The sequence below is a fragment of the Methylomonas koyamae genome (assembly GCF_001644025.1).
In the GTDB taxonomy this organism is placed as follows: Bacteria; Pseudomonadota; Gammaproteobacteria; order Methylococcales; family Methylomonadaceae; genus Methylomonas; species Methylomonas koyamae_A.
The window spans coordinates 47185-63110 of sequence record NZ_LUUK01000100.1 but is presented as its reverse complement, the minus strand read 5'-3'; the positions used below and the strand labels follow the sequence as shown (position 1 = coordinate 63110).

The 15926-nt window shown below is 57.7% G+C and carries 15 protein-coding genes; 5 read left to right on the top strand and 10 right to left on the bottom strand.

From position 1 onward, the window contains the following. Positions 1 to 27 precede the first annotated feature (27 nt). The 9 genes from A1355_RS08505 to A1355_RS08460 form a co-directional block, all read right to left on the bottom strand. The gene (locus tag A1355_RS08505; RefSeq protein ID WP_231883603.1) at positions 28 to 747 is read right to left on the bottom strand and encodes a YcbK family protein; all 720 of its coding nucleotides are present in this window, start codon (positions 745 to 747) and stop codon (positions 28 to 30) included. A gap of 419 nt (positions 748 to 1166) precedes the next feature. After that, complete coding sequence (locus A1355_RS08500; protein WP_064026997.1) at positions 1167 to 1910, bottom strand: methylenetetrahydrofolate reductase; 744 nt, start codon at positions 1908 to 1910, stop codon at positions 1167 to 1169. A 301-nt stretch (positions 1911 to 2211) separates the two neighbouring features. Then, positions 2212 to 3675 (bottom strand): transglycosylase SLT domain-containing protein, encoded by a 1464-nt coding sequence (locus A1355_RS08495; RefSeq protein ID WP_082885445.1) that lies wholly within the window; start codon positions 3673 to 3675, stop codon positions 2212 to 2214. Positions 3676 to 3912: 237 nt separating this feature from the next. Further along, on the bottom strand, positions 3913 to 5433 hold the full coding sequence (locus tag A1355_RS08490; protein WP_064026995.1) for a fumarate hydratase: 1521 nt from the start codon (positions 5431 to 5433) through the stop codon (positions 3913 to 3915). A 211-nt stretch (positions 5434 to 5644) separates the two neighbouring features. Continuing rightward, complete coding sequence (locus A1355_RS08485; protein WP_064026993.1) at positions 5645 to 5857, bottom strand: hypothetical protein; 213 nt, start codon at positions 5855 to 5857, stop codon at positions 5645 to 5647. 408 nt (positions 5858 to 6265) lie between these two features. Further along, on the bottom strand, positions 6266 to 7432 hold the full coding sequence (gene mltB / locus A1355_RS08475; protein ID WP_064026989.1) for a lytic murein transglycosylase B: 1167 nt from the start codon (positions 7430 to 7432) through the stop codon (positions 6266 to 6268). A gap of 18 nt (positions 7433 to 7450) precedes the next feature. Further along, entirely contained in the window at positions 7451 to 8584 is a 1134-nt protein-coding gene (locus tag A1355_RS08470; RefSeq protein ID WP_064026987.1) for a PilT/PilU family type 4a pilus ATPase, read from the bottom strand. 15 nt (positions 8585 to 8599) lie between these two features. After that, the gene (locus A1355_RS08465) at positions 8600 to 9637 is read right to left on the bottom strand and encodes a type IV pilus twitching motility protein PilT (RefSeq protein ID WP_064026984.1); all 1038 of its coding nucleotides are present in this window, start codon (positions 9635 to 9637) and stop codon (positions 8600 to 8602) included. Between the two features lie 238 nt (positions 9638 to 9875). Continuing rightward, positions 9876 to 10208 (bottom strand): TraR/DksA family transcriptional regulator, encoded by a 333-nt coding sequence (locus A1355_RS08460; protein ID WP_064026982.1) that lies wholly within the window; start codon positions 10206 to 10208, stop codon positions 9876 to 9878. Positions 10209 to 10338: 130 nt separating this feature from the next. Between A1355_RS08460 and A1355_RS08455 the strand changes: the two genes are divergently transcribed. Genes A1355_RS08455 through A1355_RS08445 form a run of 3 tightly spaced genes read left to right on the top strand, consistent with a single transcriptional unit; the run spans position 10339 to position 14128 of the window. After that, complete coding sequence (locus A1355_RS08455) at positions 10339 to 11244, top strand: AAA family ATPase (protein ID WP_064026980.1); 906 nt, start codon at positions 10339 to 10341, stop codon at positions 11242 to 11244. After that, positions 11241 to 12185, top strand: a complete 945-nt coding sequence (locus A1355_RS08450) for a DUF58 domain-containing protein (RefSeq protein WP_064026978.1) — start codon at positions 11241 to 11243, stop codon at positions 12183 to 12185. Before A1355_RS08455 ends, A1355_RS08450 begins: the two co-directional genes overlap by 4 nt. Then, positions 12182 to 14128, top strand: coding sequence for a transglutaminase TgpA family protein (locus A1355_RS08445; protein ID WP_064026976.1), 1947 nt, complete (start codon positions 12182 to 12184; stop codon positions 14126 to 14128). The genes A1355_RS08450 and A1355_RS08445 overlap by 4 nt, the downstream gene beginning before the upstream one ends. 20 nt (positions 14129 to 14148) lie before the next feature. On the opposite strand, the gene A1355_RS08440 is transcribed toward A1355_RS08445, so the two are convergent. Continuing rightward, complete coding sequence (locus tag A1355_RS08440) at positions 14149 to 14454, bottom strand: hypothetical protein (RefSeq protein WP_064026974.1); 306 nt, start codon at positions 14452 to 14454, stop codon at positions 14149 to 14151. A 99-nt stretch (positions 14455 to 14553) separates the two neighbouring features. Between A1355_RS08440 and A1355_RS08435 the strand changes: the two genes are divergently transcribed. Further along, positions 14554 to 15474: an SPFH domain-containing protein gene (locus A1355_RS08435; RefSeq protein WP_064026972.1), complete on the top strand. Its 921-nt coding sequence runs from the start codon at positions 14554 to 14556 to the stop codon at positions 15472 to 15474. A gap of 4 nt (positions 15475 to 15478) precedes the next feature. Further along, the gene (locus A1355_RS08430) at positions 15479 to 15922 is read left to right on the top strand and encodes an NfeD family protein (protein ID WP_064026970.1); all 444 of its coding nucleotides are present in this window, start codon (positions 15479 to 15481) and stop codon (positions 15920 to 15922) included. Positions 15923 to 15926 lie beyond the last annotated feature (4 nt).

The window sequence follows — 15926 nt, the reverse complement described above, 5'->3', positions numbered from 1 at the left end:
AAGGCGCTTTTTTTATGGGCTGGCGAGTTACAAGCTCCAGGTTCTAAACGTTCCGGTATCCAGGTGGATGAAATTCGAGTCCGGATAATAGCCCACTCCGCCGCGGTGCATCGCTACCGCCGCATTGTGGATGCGCCGCAGATCGAAGCGTTCGATGCGAATGTCGACCGCCCGGCCATACATATGGAAGCTGTTGTTGGCAACGCCCGAATGTTCGGCGTGCAATTTGGCGTTGGTTAACGGCGAGCGATAACCGCAAATCACATCGAACGGCTGACTTAGACCCAGCATTTGCTTGAGATCGTGTAATTGATCCAAAAGCTCCGGATCGATGGGGTGAACATCATCGGTGCGGTGGTCCCGCAGCAAAAAACTGATTTCGTTCAACGCATCGCTCAGATAGCGGCCTTTTTCAAAATAGGTCAGATTCAAGTGATCGCCGGTATGCGGATTTTGAAAAGCCAGCGAACGATGATTCACCAAGCGTCCCCGGTCCGCTAAAAACATCGGCTCGCGCGGGCCTGGCATCACCAAATCGCGTTGGATCGGTTGAATCTCCGAATGTACTCTACCGCCGTGATAACTATGCCGATTCGCATAGTGATATTCCGTCGTCACGCCGTGTTTTTTTCCGCCGTAAACGTCGTGTACCCGGCTGTTAGGCGCGCCATGCTGGTCCGCCGAAGCGAGACGGGCATGACCGTGATCCGGTCGCGCGGATTTAGCCGATCTGCTTGCTACCGTCATGTTTGATCCCCGGCTGGATCCAGACTTGTGAATTTCTCGCGCCGCCTTCGCGGCGTGTTTAGGTAAGCGCACCGCAGTTCTGCCGGCGGTTGCCGCGCCATGGTTGTGTTCCGATTTTGCCGCCGATTTTTTTGCGGCCTGCACCGCGCCGGGCATCGCTATAGATAAGACAGCGCCGACCGCGAAACGGCCGAAAAAACTACGACGAGAGAGTTCCACCTCGTCCTGTTTGCTGCTGTGATTTTCTAAGTTACGTCTCAGCATCCATCATCTCCCAATTTAACTTCGCTCGGATAGTTATTGATTCCGAAGGCCAAAACCCAAAAAGGTCCGGAACGATTATAGCACTGCATCACGGTTCTGGCCCGTTTTGTGGGAAACCGCGGCTCCCCTTCGGTGCGGCAATGGGTAGGAGCAGCTCAACGCGGCAGGTCTATCCGTTCGAAATATTTTTGCAAGTCGATCCGAATCGGCATGAAGTAAACGTGCAGATCGGCAATGGTGGCGGACGCGATCAGCTGGTTGGCGAAGGCAACGTTCCAGTCGTAATCGGGGCGGAAGTCGGCCGGAAATTTGACCTGGTTTTTGACTTCCCAATAATTCATCGACGCTTTGGTGGTGATTGGACTGATCCCGATATAGGTCTCCAGCCCCCGAACCTGCTCGGCATAAATCTCCACCATTCGGCTATCGTAGAACGGTTGCGAAAATAGCCCTGTCGCGCCGGCATCGGCCTTGCGCTGGATGTAGTCGCATTCGTCCCGCAGACCGTGCCGATGCGGGTCGAAACCGGCATAGATATTCAACTCGGGAAAACGCTGATGTGTCGCACGAATCAGATCCACGACATCGGTGTTGTAAAAAGCCCGCTTCAAGCCTTCCGGCGGATCGCCGGTGACCAGCAATACGCTGTCCAACTGGTACTGCTCGATGATCCGGTACAACTCGCCGCTCTCAATCTTGAAATCGATTGCTCGAAAATGCGGAACAAAGCGATATTTGCCGCGATCGATGCGAGTCGCCAATTCCCAACTACGGGTGTCGAAACGCTGGATATCCGGTATGTTGATGATATTGATACCGTTACCCAAACCTTGAACGAAAGCGTATTGTTCATCGAAAGCCGCAAGGCTTCTAGGCACTATTTCAAAAGAGATATTCATGGACGTTGCGTGCAGTGTTGAGCGTCGATTCGCCGCTACCGTTAGCACTTAGGCCGAACCAAAACTCAATCATCCTAGATGGCCTGCTCGGAGATTCGGCTGCCGGCGCTAGCGCTGGTTGCGATGTTAGGGTGTTGAAACGTTTGTTGGACGTTGAGTTAATGAATGTTAGGTTGGCGGCAGCGGATATTTAGGCATCTCCGACGGGGGGCAATACACACGCTACATCTGGCCGATTGATTCGGTATTCTAGCCGACTCCGGGACAAAAAACGCGTGCGAGACGGTTCGGAACTATTTTGCTAAGGGATGAATTGCTCGCGCGTCTGTTGCTGATGCTGCTGAATTGCCAACTGCAGCTTGTACGCCGCATAGTATTTGTAAATATTGCGCACGTACGTCGTGGTTTCCCAGCCTATTTTATCGGCGACGACCAATTCCAGGTTATTGAACCAGCGATTGGGGTCGAAGCCGCGCTTTTCCGCCTCGTGGCGCAGACGGGTGATGGCGCCGGGGCCGGCATTGTAGCTAGCGAAGGCAAAAAGCGTTCGGTCGTCGTCGCGGAACTCGATGTCGCTGAAGTAACGCACCATCAAATCGTCCAAATACTTTGCGCCGGCGTGGATGTTGGCTTCCAAACGCCGCACGTCGCCGACGTTTAGGCTCCTGCCGGTGGACGGCAATACCTGCATCACCCCAATCGCGCCGGTCGGTCCGCGCGCGCTCTGCCTCAGTTGCGATTCCTGAAAACCTTGGGCGGCAAGCATCAGTGGGTCGAAGCGGTATTGGTCGCCGTATTTTTCGAACAGCTTCAGCATATCGGCGAAACGCTGCCATTCCTGATCGGCGGTGTTGTTCCGGATTTGCTCGATGTTTTTATTGAAAGCCACGATGGTTTGTTCGATCAAACGATGTTTTTTGACATCATTGAAATAAAAGTCCCGCAGTACCGCCTGCAATTCGGGGCTTTGCTTGCGAAAAACCCATCCCGACTGTCCGGCGGAGCGCACCGCCACATCGGTCACGGTGATATTGGGCAAAACCTTGGCCCAAATATCCGCCTTCCAATCGTCGACGATGATGATGCCGACCAAGCCGGCATTCAGCATTTCCATTAAATCTTCGTCTTCAATCGCATCCGGTACGGTGACGATATTGACCGGCGCTTTTCCGGCGCTTTTCAGTCGGTCGTTCAACGCGGTCAGGCTGGCGTGGTAGCTGGACGACGGGCGGACATGCACGGTTTTGCCGCTTAAGTCTTCGACGTTAGCGATTACTTCGCCGCCCCGGCGAACCAGCACCAACTCGGAGATCGAATAGTCGTCGGGCGCCAGAAAGTCGACCAGATCAAGACGCTCCGGGGTTTTAGTCAGATCGGCGGCGACAATGTCTCCCAAACCGCGGTTGAGATCATCAATCAGCCGGTCGCGAGTCGTCGGCACGATTACGACGGTAATCGGCCGTTTGTGTAACTGCTTGGCGTATTGATGGTTAATGTAACGTTCGAAGTTACGCACCAGTTCGGCGGTTAAACCGCGCTCGCGACCCTTATCGTGAAAATATAGCGTCCGGCTGTGAGGCGCTAAAACTCGAATTAATCGCCGCTCCAACATTTGCGAGAAATCGCCGACCCAAACCTCGTTGGTCAGCGACAATTGCCGGGTCGAACCGGATGTGGACCGGTTCGGAAATAGGTCGGCATCGGCAAGCGCGGGTTGCGGCAACGCCAGACACAGTACAAACAGTTTCAGTATGAATTTCGGCATCGGACGATGAATAACACTGCTTTGAAATTATCGAAGATTGGCACTATACCGCGAGCTGGGGACAGGTGGGAACGTCGAGTTGGCATGCGGGTCCGCTTGATTTTCCGAATAGATTTCGTTGTCGAGTCAGCGTGGACGGCTAAGGTGCCGGGGTTACATCCGTTTCTAACTACTGGGCCTCGAATCCTTGCGTATCGGTAGACTGCCGCCTTCAGGCTACGGGGGTAATGCCGTAAATTACTCGGTCACGACTGGAATCTTGCCAATCTTCGATTGCCATTCCTTGGGAGCGGTGTCGTGTATCGACTCGCCCCGACTATCGACCGCCACCGTCACCGGCATATCCTCGACCACGAATTCGTGTACCGCTTCCATGCCCAATTCCGGAAACGCGACGACCCGCGCCTGTTTGATGGCTTTGGAGACCAAATAAGCCGCACCGCCGACCGCGATCAAATACACGGCTTTGTGCTTGGCGATGGCCGCTATCGCTTGCGGGCCGCGCTCGGATTTACCGATCATGCCCAGTAGGCCGGTTTTTTCCAGTACCGTGTCGGTAAAGCCGTCCATCCGGGTGGCTGTAGTCGGACCTGCCGGGCCAACTACCTCGTCGCGTACCGGATCGACCGGTCCGACGTAATAGATGAATTTATCTTTTAAATCGACGCCGTTCGGCAACGGTTCGCCTTTGTTTAATAGATCGACAATACGCTTATGGGCGGCGTCGCGGCCGGTCAGCAAAGTGCCGCTGAGCAGCAAGGTTTCGCCGGGTTTCCAATCGGCAACGTCTTGCTTGGTCAGACCGTCGATATTGACGCGGCGCGCTGTGCTGGCGGACTGGGTAATTTCCGGCCAATCGGATAATTTAGGTGGCGTCAGTATGGCGGGGCCTGTACCGTCCAAAACAAAATGGGCGTGACGGGTGGCGGCGCAGTTGGGGATCATCGCCACCGGTTTGTTGGCGGCGTGAGTCGGGTAATCGAGGATTTTCACATCCAGCACCGTGGTCAGGCCGCCCAAGCCTTGCGCACCGATGCCCAGCGCGTTGACTTTGTCGTACAACTCCAGCCGCAAGTCTTCCAGCGCATTGCTAGGGCCGCGCGCGATCAAGTCCTGAATATCGATAGAACCCATGCAAGCCTGTTTGGCCAAAATCATGGCTTTCTCGGCGGTGCCGCCGATGCCGATACCCAAAATGCCGGGCGGACACCAGCCGGCGCCCATGGTCGGCACGGTTTTCATCACCCAATCGGCGATGCTGTCGGCCGGATTCAGCATGACGAATTTGGACTTGGCTTCCGAGCCGCCGCCCTTCGCCGCGACTTCCACGTCTACTTTATCGCCCGGCACCAGCTCCATATGCACCACCGCCGGCGTATTGTCCTTGGTGTTGATACGCTTGCCGGCCGGATCGGACAGGATGGATGCCCGCAACACGTTATCCGGATGCAGATAAGCCCGCCGTACGCCTTCGTTGACCATTTCGCTAACACCCAGCTTGGCGTCCCAGCGTACCTCCATACCGATCTTCAAAAACACCGTGACGATGCCGGTGTCCTGACAAATCGGCCGGCGGCCCTCCGCGCACATCCGCGAATTAATCAGAATCTGCGCCATCGCGTCCTTGGCGGCCGGGCTTTGCTCCTTCAGATACGCCGTGTGTAAGGCGTCGATAAAATCCTGAGGATGGTAGTACGAGATGAATTGCAAGGCATCGGCGATGCTTTGGATGAAATCGTCTTGACGTATCGTTGTCATGGCGCGACTGAAAGCTAAAAATCAGCCGAAAATTTACCACGAAGAGCCGAGGGGCTGGGCACTTTTGAACGTGCCGGTATTTATCCTCTAGCTCGTCGATACGCGGGAGCCGCAAAATCGCCCCGCAACGCCACAGGAAGGACTGGATATTCCCGACATCGGCCAATACGGGTTGAAAGTGCGGCGTGCCGCTCTCGATGGTCTTGTTTGATTATCGAAGGCAGAAATCCGGCATATCGAAGAAGACTTCCAGCCGGTCCAGTTCGGTGTTGGCGATTTCCAGCGCGGCATCGAAAGTCGCTAAATCGCCGGATTGGGTGGCGATATCCAGCATCAAATCGCACATGGATTTGGTTTTGATCAGGGAGTCGCGTTGCCTCTCCAGTTCTTCTTGTTGCTCGTCTGTTATTAAGTAGATTTTCATGACAACTATCCTTTACCGTCTGCGGTCAGTCCAATGTCAGCATCGCCATTTTTCCGTGAAAGAATTTACGATTTGGCAATCCGGTTTGATTAAAAGTGTGATCAATTTTGCAATTATCGGCTTGTTGCGTATGGTCGCCTTGAAAGCGCCGGCCTGGAATTGTTCGAAGGTCCAGTGCGCGACCATGATGACGGTGCGGATGTCGGGAAGGTTTTTGACATGCGTCGGCGCTGGTTGGTGGGAACCGCGCGGTTCGCAACGCATTGAAACTATGGATGTGGAGTGTGAGGATTCAGTCGGGTGGACACCGCGCGGGCCGGCTCGCGCTGCAACCGGAATTTGCCAGTGCGGTTAAGGCCGGGCTTGGCGGCATTCGACTTACCGTACGACTTACGTTAGGCCTTGGGACTAACCAAGACCGTCCCCGCCCGCCGTTCTCAAATAGCCGCTTTTGATCGCTTGAGCCAGCTCGTGTACCGCCATCGCATAATGGGTGCTGTGGTTGTAACGGGTAATGACGTAAAAGTTGGGGTGTCCCAGCCGGTATTCGTCGCGGTCATGGTGACGGAGCAACAGCAAACTGAGCGGGTAATCGCAACTGCAGGATTCCGCCGGTTTCAGCCCCGCGTCAGTCAGTTTGTCCAGCGAATACCGGCTGTCGAAGCCGGTTTCCAAGTCGGCGGCGGGTTGGCCGGACGCGGCGGAAACCACCGGTTGACCGGCTTGCCAACCGTGTTCGGCAAAATAGTGGGCGACGCTGCCGATCGCGTCTTCCGGATTCCATAGATCGCGGCGGCCATCGCCGTTGAAGTCGACCGCCCATTGCAAAAAGCTGCTGGGCATGAACTGACCCAAGCCCATCGCGCCGGCGAACGAACCGACCGGCTTGCCGGGGTCCAAGCCTTCGGCACGGGTCATGACCAGAAAATTCTCCAGTTCGCCTCGGAAATACTCGCCCCGGCGCTGGTAATCGAAGGCCAAGGTGGTCAGGGCGTCGATGACGCGGTGATTGCCGACGAAACCGCCGAACGTGGTTTCCACCGCCAGAATGCCAAGGATGTACTCGGCCGGCACGCCGTATTCGCGGCTGGCGCGTTGCAGCGAGGATCGGTACTTTTGCCAGAAAGCGACGCCGGCGTCGATATGACGGGCGTCGAGAAATTGGGCGCGATAGCGGCTCCAGCCGCCCTTGGCCGGCTTGCCCTTCATCGCTTGGTCCGACTTGGCGAGGTAGTCCAGAGTCCATTGCTTGCGCTTGGCTTGGCTGAACAGGCCGTACAGATATTCGCGATGGAAGCCGTGCTTTTGGCTGATGTCGTCAATAAAACGGCCGAGCGCTGGGTATCCGGCGTAATCGCCGGATACCGAAGAGGCCCGATAGTTGCCGGGTTCGGCCAGCGGTCTTAAATCGGGTGTCGCGGTACGGCCGCGTTCCGGCGGCGCTTGCCGGGTTGGACTGTAAGCCCGCTCGGAGGGCGCGTTCTTGGAAATGGGTTGAGAGCTGCAGCCATCCAGCAGCGCAATCAGCAGGACGGCGGCGATTTTGTTGGCGCGCGGAGAATTCGGAGGTTTCAAAGGTCGGGTTACCCAATGTTATTTATACAGCGCGCCTCCGTCGTCGTCGTTTTCTTCCAGCATCATGTCCTTGACCTCGAAATTGACGTTTTCGGCGCCCAGTTTGATCATCAGGCGGACTTCGTTGCGGGAGTCGGCGGCGTGCAGCGCGTCTTCGTAGCTAATTTTACCGGCTGCGTACAAATCGTAAAGCGCTTGGTCGAAAGTCTGCATGCCGTGTTCGCGCGAATTCTTCATCAATTCCTTCAGTTTATGCACTTCGCCCTTGCGGATCATGTCCGACACCAGCGGGGTGTTCAACAGAATTTCGATCGCCGGATAGCGGCCCTTGCCGTCAGAGCGTTGCACCAGTTGTTGAGCGACGATACCACGCAGATTCAACGATAGGTCCATGAACAATTGGCTATGCATCTCCTCCGGAAAGAAATGCAGAATCCGGTCCAACGCTTGGTTGGCGTTGTTGGCATGCAAGGTACAAACGCACAAGTGACCGGTTTCGGCGAAGGTGATGGCGTGCTGCATCGTGTCGCGGGTGCGTACCTCGCCGATCAGGATCACGTCGGGCGCTTGCCGCAAGGTGTTTTTCAGCGCGACTTCGAAGGACTCGGTATCCAGGCCCACTTCGCGTTGCGTCACAATACAGCCTTGGTGCGGATGGATGAACTCGATCGGGTCTTCGATCGAAATGATGTGGCCGCTGGTGTTTTCGTTACGATGCCTAATCAGCGCCGCCAGCGATGTGGATTTACCGGTGCCGGTCGCGCCGACGAACATCACCAGACCGCGCTTATACATGATCAAGTCTTTCAGCACCGGCGGCAGGTGCAGTTGTTCGGCGGTCGGAATCGTGGTTTCGATGCGGCGTAACACCATGCCGGCCGAATCGCGTTGAGTAAAGGCGCTTACCCGGAAGCGGCCCAATTCACTGACACTCAGCGCGAACTGGCATTCCTTGGTATTCTCGAACTCGTCGCGCTGGCGTTGCGACATCACGCTGAGCACCAGTTTCATGGTTTGTTCGCTGTTCAAAACACCCTTGGATACTTCGACGACCTTGCCGTCCACTTTCATCGACGGCGCCCGGCCGGCGGTAATGAACAGGTCGGACGCTCTTTTCTCGACCATCAGCGCCAATAAGGCTTTAAAGTCCATGGCCCCTCCTTAACCTCAGCGGAACATATCTTTGTTGACCGCGCGCGTCATCGCCGCCTTCGCGGTGATCAAACCCTTATCAACCAGTTCCTTCAGGTTTTGATCCAGCGTCTGCATGCCGTCCTTGCGGCCGGTTTGGATCGCCGAATACATTTGCGCGACCTTGGCCTCGCGGATCAGGTTGCGAATCGCCGGCGTGCCGACCATGATTTCGTGCGCGGCGATTCGGCCGCCGCCGACTTTCTTCAGCAGCGTTTGAGAAATCACCGCTTGCAAGGATTCCGACAGCATGGCCCGGATCATGTCTTTCTCGGCGGCGGGGAACACGTCGATAATCCGGTCTATGGTTTTCGCGGCCGAGGTGGTGTGCAGCGTGCCGAACACCAAGTGGCCGGTTTCCGCGGCGGTCAGCGCCAGCCGGATGGTTTCCAGGTCGCGCATCTCGCCGACCAGGATGATGTCGGGGTCTTCCCGCAAGGCCGAGCGCAAGGCTTCGTTAAAACCCAAGGTATCGCGGTGAATTTCGCGTTGGTTGATCAGCGATTTCTGGCTTTCGTGAACGAATTCGATCGGGTCTTCGACGGTCAGGATGTGCGCGTAATCGTTGGTGTTGATGTGATTGATCATCGCCGCTAGCGTCGTCGACTTACCGGAACCGGTCGGTCCGGTCACCAGGATCAAGCCGCGTGGTTTGGTACACAGTTCCGCGAAAAATTTCGGCGCGTCCAAATCTTCCAACGTCAGCACCTTGGACGGAATGGTCCGGAACACGCCGGCCGCGCCGCGATCCTGATTGAAGGCGTTAACCCGGAACCGCGCCACGCCAGGCAGCGCGAACGAAAAGTCTGTCTCCAGAAACTCTTCGTAATCCCGGCGCTGCTTGTCGTTCATGATGTCGTAGATCAGCGCGTGGACTTCCTTGTGATTGAGCGGCGGGATGTTGATCCGCCGGATGTCGCCGTCCACCCGGATCATCGGCGGCAAGCCGGCGGACAAGTGCAGGTCCGAGGCCTTGTTTTTAACGGAAAAAGTCAGCAATTCTGCGATGTCCATGGGGCGGGGTCCAACGAAAAAAGGTGGTGGGCAAAGGATAGTACAAAATCCGAATCGGCGGCGGGGATGCGCGCCGAACCCGCCGGAAACGACAGGCTTGGACGTCACGATGCCGCGAACCCTGGCCGCCGGAATGGTTGCGGCCCTGAAGGCCCGGCCGTTGTTTTTGAATGCGGGGTTCAGGCCCGAGGGCTCGCGTCATCCGTCTGGAACCACTGAAGGTGATTCCTCGGCGGGTTTACTGTTGCTCGGCGCAGCGTATACAGAGCGCGGCGTAGGGCAACGCGGCCAGCCGGGCGGGCTTGATCGGCTCGCCGCAGCGTTGGCAGATGCCGTAGGTGCCGGCGTCGATGCGGATGATCGCTTGCTTGATTTTTTCGACTTCGTCCCGAGTGACGTTGCCGATGGCATCCAGCACTTCGTCGTTCTCGGTTTGGGTCGCTTGTTCGGAAAAATCGCGGTCCAGCGCTTGGTCGATGTGCTTAACGTCGTCGGTAATTTTACCGAGGCGGTCGTCCAGCTCTTCCAGCATGTTCAAAAGCTGGTCGCGCACGTCGTCGTAGTCTTTCATAAGCGTCTCCGCGGTCCGGCCGGATCGCATGGGTGTTGGGGCTGTCGGCTTTATACAACGAAGCCGATGGCGGGTGCAACCGGGCTGGACTATACTCGGCCGCAGCCCTTTCGCTACCGACATTTCTCCGATGGATCTCGCCCTCGAACGCTTATTGGACACCGCTAACCGGATTATCCTCGGCAAGCCCCGCCAAATCCGGTTGGCGGTTTGCTGTCTGCTGGCCAGAGGACATCTGTTGATCGAGGACATTCCGGGCGTCGGCAAAACCACGCTGGCGCACACCCTGGCCAAACTGTTTGGGATGGAGTACCAGCGCATCCAGTTCACCAGCGACATCTTGCCCGCCGACATTCTCGGCTCGTCGGTGTTCGATGCCAATCGCCAGAGTTTTACGTTTCACGCCGGACCGATTTTCAAGCAAATGGTGCTGGCCGACGAAATCAACCGGGCCACACCCAAGGCCCAAAGCGCGTTGCTGGAGGCGATGGAAGAGCGTCAGGTCACGATAGAAGGCAAGACCTATCCGTTGCCGCGGCCGTTTTTCGTGATCGCGACCCAGAATCCGGCTCACCAGATCGGCACTTTCCCGCTGCCGGAATCGCAGGTGGATCGGTTTTTGATGCGGATCGAACTGGGTTATCCCGATCGCCAGGCCGAACGCGAATTGCTAAGCGGCCGTCCCCGGCATGCCTTGATTGACAATCTGCCGGTGGTGATCGGCGCCGGCGAATTGCTCGAAATGCAATTGGCGGCGACCGAGGTTCACGTTTCGCCGGCCTTGCTGGATTATCTGCAAGGCATCTTGGATTTCAGCCGGCACCACCCGGATTACGCCAGCGGCTTGTCGCCGCGCGGCGGATTGGGCTTATTGGCCGCTGCTAGGGCTTGGGCGTTTCTGGACCGGCGCAAGGCGGTCTTGCCGGAAGACTTGCAAGCCGTGTTGCCGGCGGTGGCCGGCCATCGCTTGCAGGCGGGGGTTGTCGATTCGGCGGCCACCGTCGCGCCGATACTCGAACAAGTTGCCGTGTTGTGAGCCTGAAGCTGTCGGAACGCTTTCGCCTGTCCCGCTTCATTCGCGGCGAAGCGCCGTCCGGCGACGCGATAGAACTCAATCACCGGCGCATCTTCATTATTCCCAACCGGCGGGGATTGTTGTTCGTTGGCTTGATCGGCGTGCTATTGCTGATCGGCTACGTTTACGGCAACAACCTGTGCTACTTGTTGGGGTTTTTGTTGGCCGGCGTTTTTTTCGTGACGATACTGCATACCTATCTGGCGCTGGCGGGCTTGGTGGTGCGGGCCGGGCGGGAGGCACCGGTATTCGCGGGCCAACCGGCCGCTTACGCTTTTACGCTGGAACCGGGACGGCGACCTCGTCCAAATCTCGAGTTGAGTTTGCGGAGTCGCTTGACAGTGGAATTGCCGGCCGAACAAAGCCGTACCGTCACGTTATTCGAGACTGCCGCCCTGCGCGGACGGCGCCAACCGGGCACTTTAACCGTCAGCAGTAGTTATCCGCTGGGTATATTTCGGGCTTGGTCGCCGTTGCGTTTCGATAGTCCATTGCTGGTTTACCCTAAACCGGCCGAGCCGGGCGCGCCGTTTCCCGAGCAAGCCGGCGGCGACGGCCGGGCAGGCTATCGGGCGCGCGGCGGCGACGAGTTCAACGGATTGCGGGCCTACCAACTCGGCGATACCCTGCGGCAGATCGATTGGAAGACTTACGCCAAGGGCCAGGGCGTGCATAGCAAACAGTACGGCGGCAATACCGCCGCCGAGCTGTGGCTGGATTTGCAAGCGGCGTCCGGCCACCATTTGGAGGAACGCTTGAGTTTGCTGTGCCGCTGGGTGGTGGACGCCGAACATGCCGGCCTGCGTTACGGCTTGGTGCTACCCAATCTGCGCCTGGCGCCCGATCGCGGTACCCAGCATTATCGGCGCTGCTTGGAAGCGCTGGCGGTGTTCGGCGTATGACCGACTATTTACCCGACCGCCTGCTCTGGTTTGTGTTGGCATCCACCGGCCTGATCGTGTTGCCGCACGCCTGGCACGTGCCGCTGCCGCTGTTCGGCTTTTTCCTGTTGCCGCTGGGTTGGCGATGCGTCGGTATCGGCCGGCCGGACTGCTTGCCTGGCAAGTGGCTGTTGTTCGCGCTGACCGTGGCCGGGCTGGTCTTGTTGTTCAGTCAGCAGCGCGGCGTGTTCGGCCGCGATGCCGGCACCGGTTTATTCGTGGTGTCGCTGGGCTTGAAATTGCTGGAAATTCGCGGCCGGCGCGACGTCTACGTGATCGTGTTTTTGTCGTTCATCGTCGCCGCCACCCAATTTCTTTACGAAGAAAGCATCTTGATGGCCGGCTATATTGCGCTAGTCTGCGTCCTAGGCTTGGCGACCTTGATTACGTTGAACAGCCGGACGCCGCGCACCGGCGCGGCGCTGTGGAGTGCCGGGCGCTTGATCGCCCAGGCTGTTCCGGCCGCGCTGGTGTTGTTCGTATTGTTTCCGCGACTGGAGGCGCCGCGCTGGAGTTGGTTGCAGGATACCGACAGGGCCAGGAGCGGCTTGAGTAATAAGCTGGAGCCGGGCGCCATCGCCGAACTGAGTCTGTCCGGCGACCTGGTGTTCCGGGTGAAGTTCGCGGGCGAGCTGCCACCGGCCCATCTGCGTTACTGGCGCGGGCCGATTTACGCCTTCACCGACGGCGTGGTTTGGCAGCAATTGCCCTACGCCGGTCGCGGCGAAGGCGATCCGACCTTTGATTCGACTCGGATTTACGACTACACGCTGTTGATGGAGCCGCAAAACCAGCATTGGGTCTACGCGCTGGATTTGCCTTACCGCTACCCGCCCGAATTGCGCCGCAACGGCTTGTACCAATTGCTGGCCGACAATAACCCCGGCGAACGCGCCGAATATCGGCTGGCGTCTGCCCCCAACTACCGGACCGGCGACCTCGACGACTCGGGACGCCGGGAAAACCTGCAACTGCCGGGCAAGCTGGCGCCCAGGATCCAAGCGCTGGTCGAGCGCTTGCGCGACGGCGATGCCGATCCGGAACGCTTCATCACTCGACTACTCGGGTATTTTCGCGAGCAGAATTTTCGTTACACGCTGACGCCGCCGACTATGCCGGTCAAACCGATCGAAGCGTTTTTGTTCGACCACCGGGCCGGCTTCTGCAGTCACTACGCGACCGCGTTCGTTTACGTGTTGCGGGCGGCGGGCATTCCGGCGCGGGTGGTGGGCGGTTATCAGGGCGGCCAGTTCAACGCGGTCGGCGGCTTTCTGGAAGTCCGCCAAGCCGACGCGCATGCTTGGGCGGAAGTCTGGCTGGCGGAACGCGGCTGGGTGCGCTTCGATCCAACCGCCGCGATTGCCCCGGAGCGCATCGAACGCGGCGTCGATATCGACCTGCAGGTTGCCAGCGGCGCGGTGAACTTTCGGGCCGCGAATTTCGATCCCAGGGCGCTGAGCTGGCTGCAACGCGGCGCTCAATTGTGGAGCAACATCGATTATCAATGGCAGCGCTGGGTCATCAATTACGATAACGCCAGTCAGCGCGAATTTCTGTCGGCGCTGGGGATCCAGGATTGGTTGACGCTGGCCTACTGGCTGTTTGCCAGTTTGGCCGGCATCGGCGGGCTACTGGCCTGGCGTTTGTTGAAACCCTTGCGTCGGCGCCGGGACCCGGTCGCCGAGTTGTACAGACGCTTCGTCGCGCGCTTGGTCAAAGCGGGATTGATGGCCAAACCGGGGTATGGTCCGAGCGAATTGGCGGATCAGCTTCGCCGGCTAAGACCCGATTTAGCCGAACCGGCCGGCCGCATCGCCGAAACGTTTAACCGCCTGTATTTCGAGGAAACCGGCGAAGACGTCGATCTAAGCGATTTGAAACGGCGGATCGACGCTCTACGCTGATCGGCCCGGATCGGCCCGTTTTAGGGCTGAGTCGCCGGCTTGGCGGCCGGCACCGGTTTAACGACCGGCACGTCGCCGCTGGTGGGTGCCGGCGGCGGTGGGGTTTGGGCCTTGGCTTGTTGGGCTTTTTCGGCTTGGAGTTCCTTGTTGCCTTCACCGTACATCACGGCCGACGTCATGAACAGGCCGGTGCAAACAAAGATGATCGGTAAGCGGCCGGGTTTGTCCATCCAAAATAGCAGCCACTTAGGCTTGATCAAACCGACCAGCAACAGGACTAAGGTAAGAATCAGGAGGTTGAAGCTGTAGTAAATCAGAGTGTTCATGTATCCGGGTTGGTTAGCGGCAGGTGAAAGAAACCTATATTATTACCAGGCTTAGGATCGGCAATCATAAAAAAATTACATCAGCCTCGGGAGGCAGTTATGGGCGGTTTCGGTTTATTCGTGACAGTGTTGTTCTTTTTCGCCATTTTGATGGTGTTCATGAGCGTCAAATCGGTGCCGCAAGGCATGGAATACACGGTCGAGCGTTTCGGCAAGTACACGGCGACCTTGACGCCGGGTTTGAACATCATCGTCCCCATCATCGATCAGATCGGCAGAAAATTGAACATGATGGAACAAGTCATTGACGTGCCGTCGCAGGAAGTCATTACCAAGGACAACGCCATGGTGCGGGTGGACGGCGTGGTGTTCTACCAAATCATGGATGCCGCCAAGGCGGCTTACGAGGTGAATTATCTGGATGTGGCGATTATCAATCTGGTGATGACCAACATCCGCACCGTGATGGGTTCGATGGATCTGGACGAATTGTTATCGCGCCGCGACGAGATCAACGCCCGTTTGTTGGCGGTGGTCGACGACGCGACGACGCCGTGGGGCATCAAAGTCACCCGGATCGAAATCAAGGACATTGCGCCACCCAAGGATTTGGTCGATTCGATGGCTCGGCAAATGAAGGCGGAGCGGGAAAAACGCGCGCAGATTTTGGAAGCCGAAGGCTTGCGGCAGGCGGAAATTTTAAAAGCCGAGGGTTTGAAACAGAGCGCGATTCTGGAAGCCGAAGGCCGCCGCGAAGCGGCGTTTCGCGAGGCCGAAGCCCGCGAGCGCTTGGCGGAAGCCGAGGCCAAGGCCACGCTGATGGTGTCCGAAGCCATCGCCAAGGGCGACGTGCAGGCGATCAATTTTTTCGTCGCGCAAAAATACATCGAGTCCATCAAGGAGATCGCCACCGCCGACAACAGCAAGCTGATTCTAATGCCGCTGGAAGCCTCCAGCGTGATCGGTGCCTTGGGCGGTATCGGCGAATTGGCCAAGGAAGCTTTGTCCAAAAAAGGCTAGTGCGATGAGCGAATTCGACATCGTGTTCTGGTATTGGTGGGTGGCCGCGGTCGCGTTCCTGGGCTTGGAGATTTTGGTCAGCGGTTTCTTCTTTTTGTGGCTGGCGGTGGCGGCTTTCGTGACCGGCGCGTTGTTACTGGTCGTGCCGGTGATGGGATTTAACGTGCAAGTGCTGCTGTTCTCGGCGATGGCGATCGCGGCGGTACTGGCTTGGCGCCGTTACTCCAGCGCCAAATCGCAAACCAGCGATCATCCGCTGTTGAACCGGCGCGGGGCTCAATACGTCGGCCGTACCTTCAATTTGGTGGAAGCCATCGAAAACGGACAGGGCAAAATCAAGGTGGACGACACGATCTGGAAAGTCCACGGCGACGATTGCCCGGTGGGCGGTAAGGTCAAGGTAGTCGCCGTCAACGGTACCGTGTTCGACGTGGAAATCTGTCGCTAGCTAC

Bases quoted from the DNA above. Each gene is read 5' to 3' on its own strand.
- A1355_RS08505 (WP_231883603.1), bottom strand. From the start codon at position 747: ATGACGGTAGCAAGCAGATCGGCTAAATCCGCGCGACCGGATCACGGT.
- A1355_RS08500 (WP_064026997.1), bottom strand. From the start codon at position 1,910: ATGAATATCTCTTTTGAAATAGTGCCTAGAAGCCTTGCGGCTTTCGAT.
- A1355_RS08495 (WP_082885445.1), bottom strand. From the start codon at position 3,675: ATGCCGAAATTCATACTGAAACTGTTTGTACTGTGTCTGGCGTTGCCG.
- A1355_RS08490 (WP_064026995.1), bottom strand. From the start codon at position 5,433: ATGACAACGATACGTCAAGACGATTTCATCCAAAGCATCGCCGATGCC.
- A1355_RS08485 (WP_064026993.1), bottom strand. From the start codon at position 5,857: ATGAAAATCTACTTAATAACAGACGAGCAACAAGAAGAACTGGAGAGG.
- A1355_RS08470 (WP_064026987.1), bottom strand. From the start codon at position 8,584: ATGGACTTTAAAGCCTTATTGGCGCTGATGGTCGAGAAAAGAGCGTCC.
- A1355_RS08465 (WP_064026984.1), bottom strand. From the start codon at position 9,637: ATGGACATCGCAGAATTGCTGACTTTTTCCGTTAAAAACAAGGCCTCG.
- A1355_RS08460 (WP_064026982.1), bottom strand. From the start codon at position 10,208: ATGAAAGACTACGACGACGTGCGCGACCAGCTTTTGAACATGCTGGAA.
- A1355_RS08455 (WP_064026980.1), top strand. From the start codon at position 10,339: ATGGATCTCGCCCTCGAACGCTTATTGGACACCGCTAACCGGATTATC.
- A1355_RS08445 (WP_064026976.1), top strand. From the start codon at position 12,182: ATGACCGACTATTTACCCGACCGCCTGCTCTGGTTTGTGTTGGCATCC.
- A1355_RS08440 (WP_064026974.1), bottom strand. From the start codon at position 14,454: ATGAACACTCTGATTTACTACAGCTTCAACCTCCTGATTCTTACCTTA.
- A1355_RS08435 (WP_064026972.1), top strand. From the start codon at position 14,554: ATGGGCGGTTTCGGTTTATTCGTGACAGTGTTGTTCTTTTTCGCCATT.
- A1355_RS08430 (WP_064026970.1), top strand. From the start codon at position 15,479: ATGAGCGAATTCGACATCGTGTTCTGGTATTGGTGGGTGGCCGCGGTC.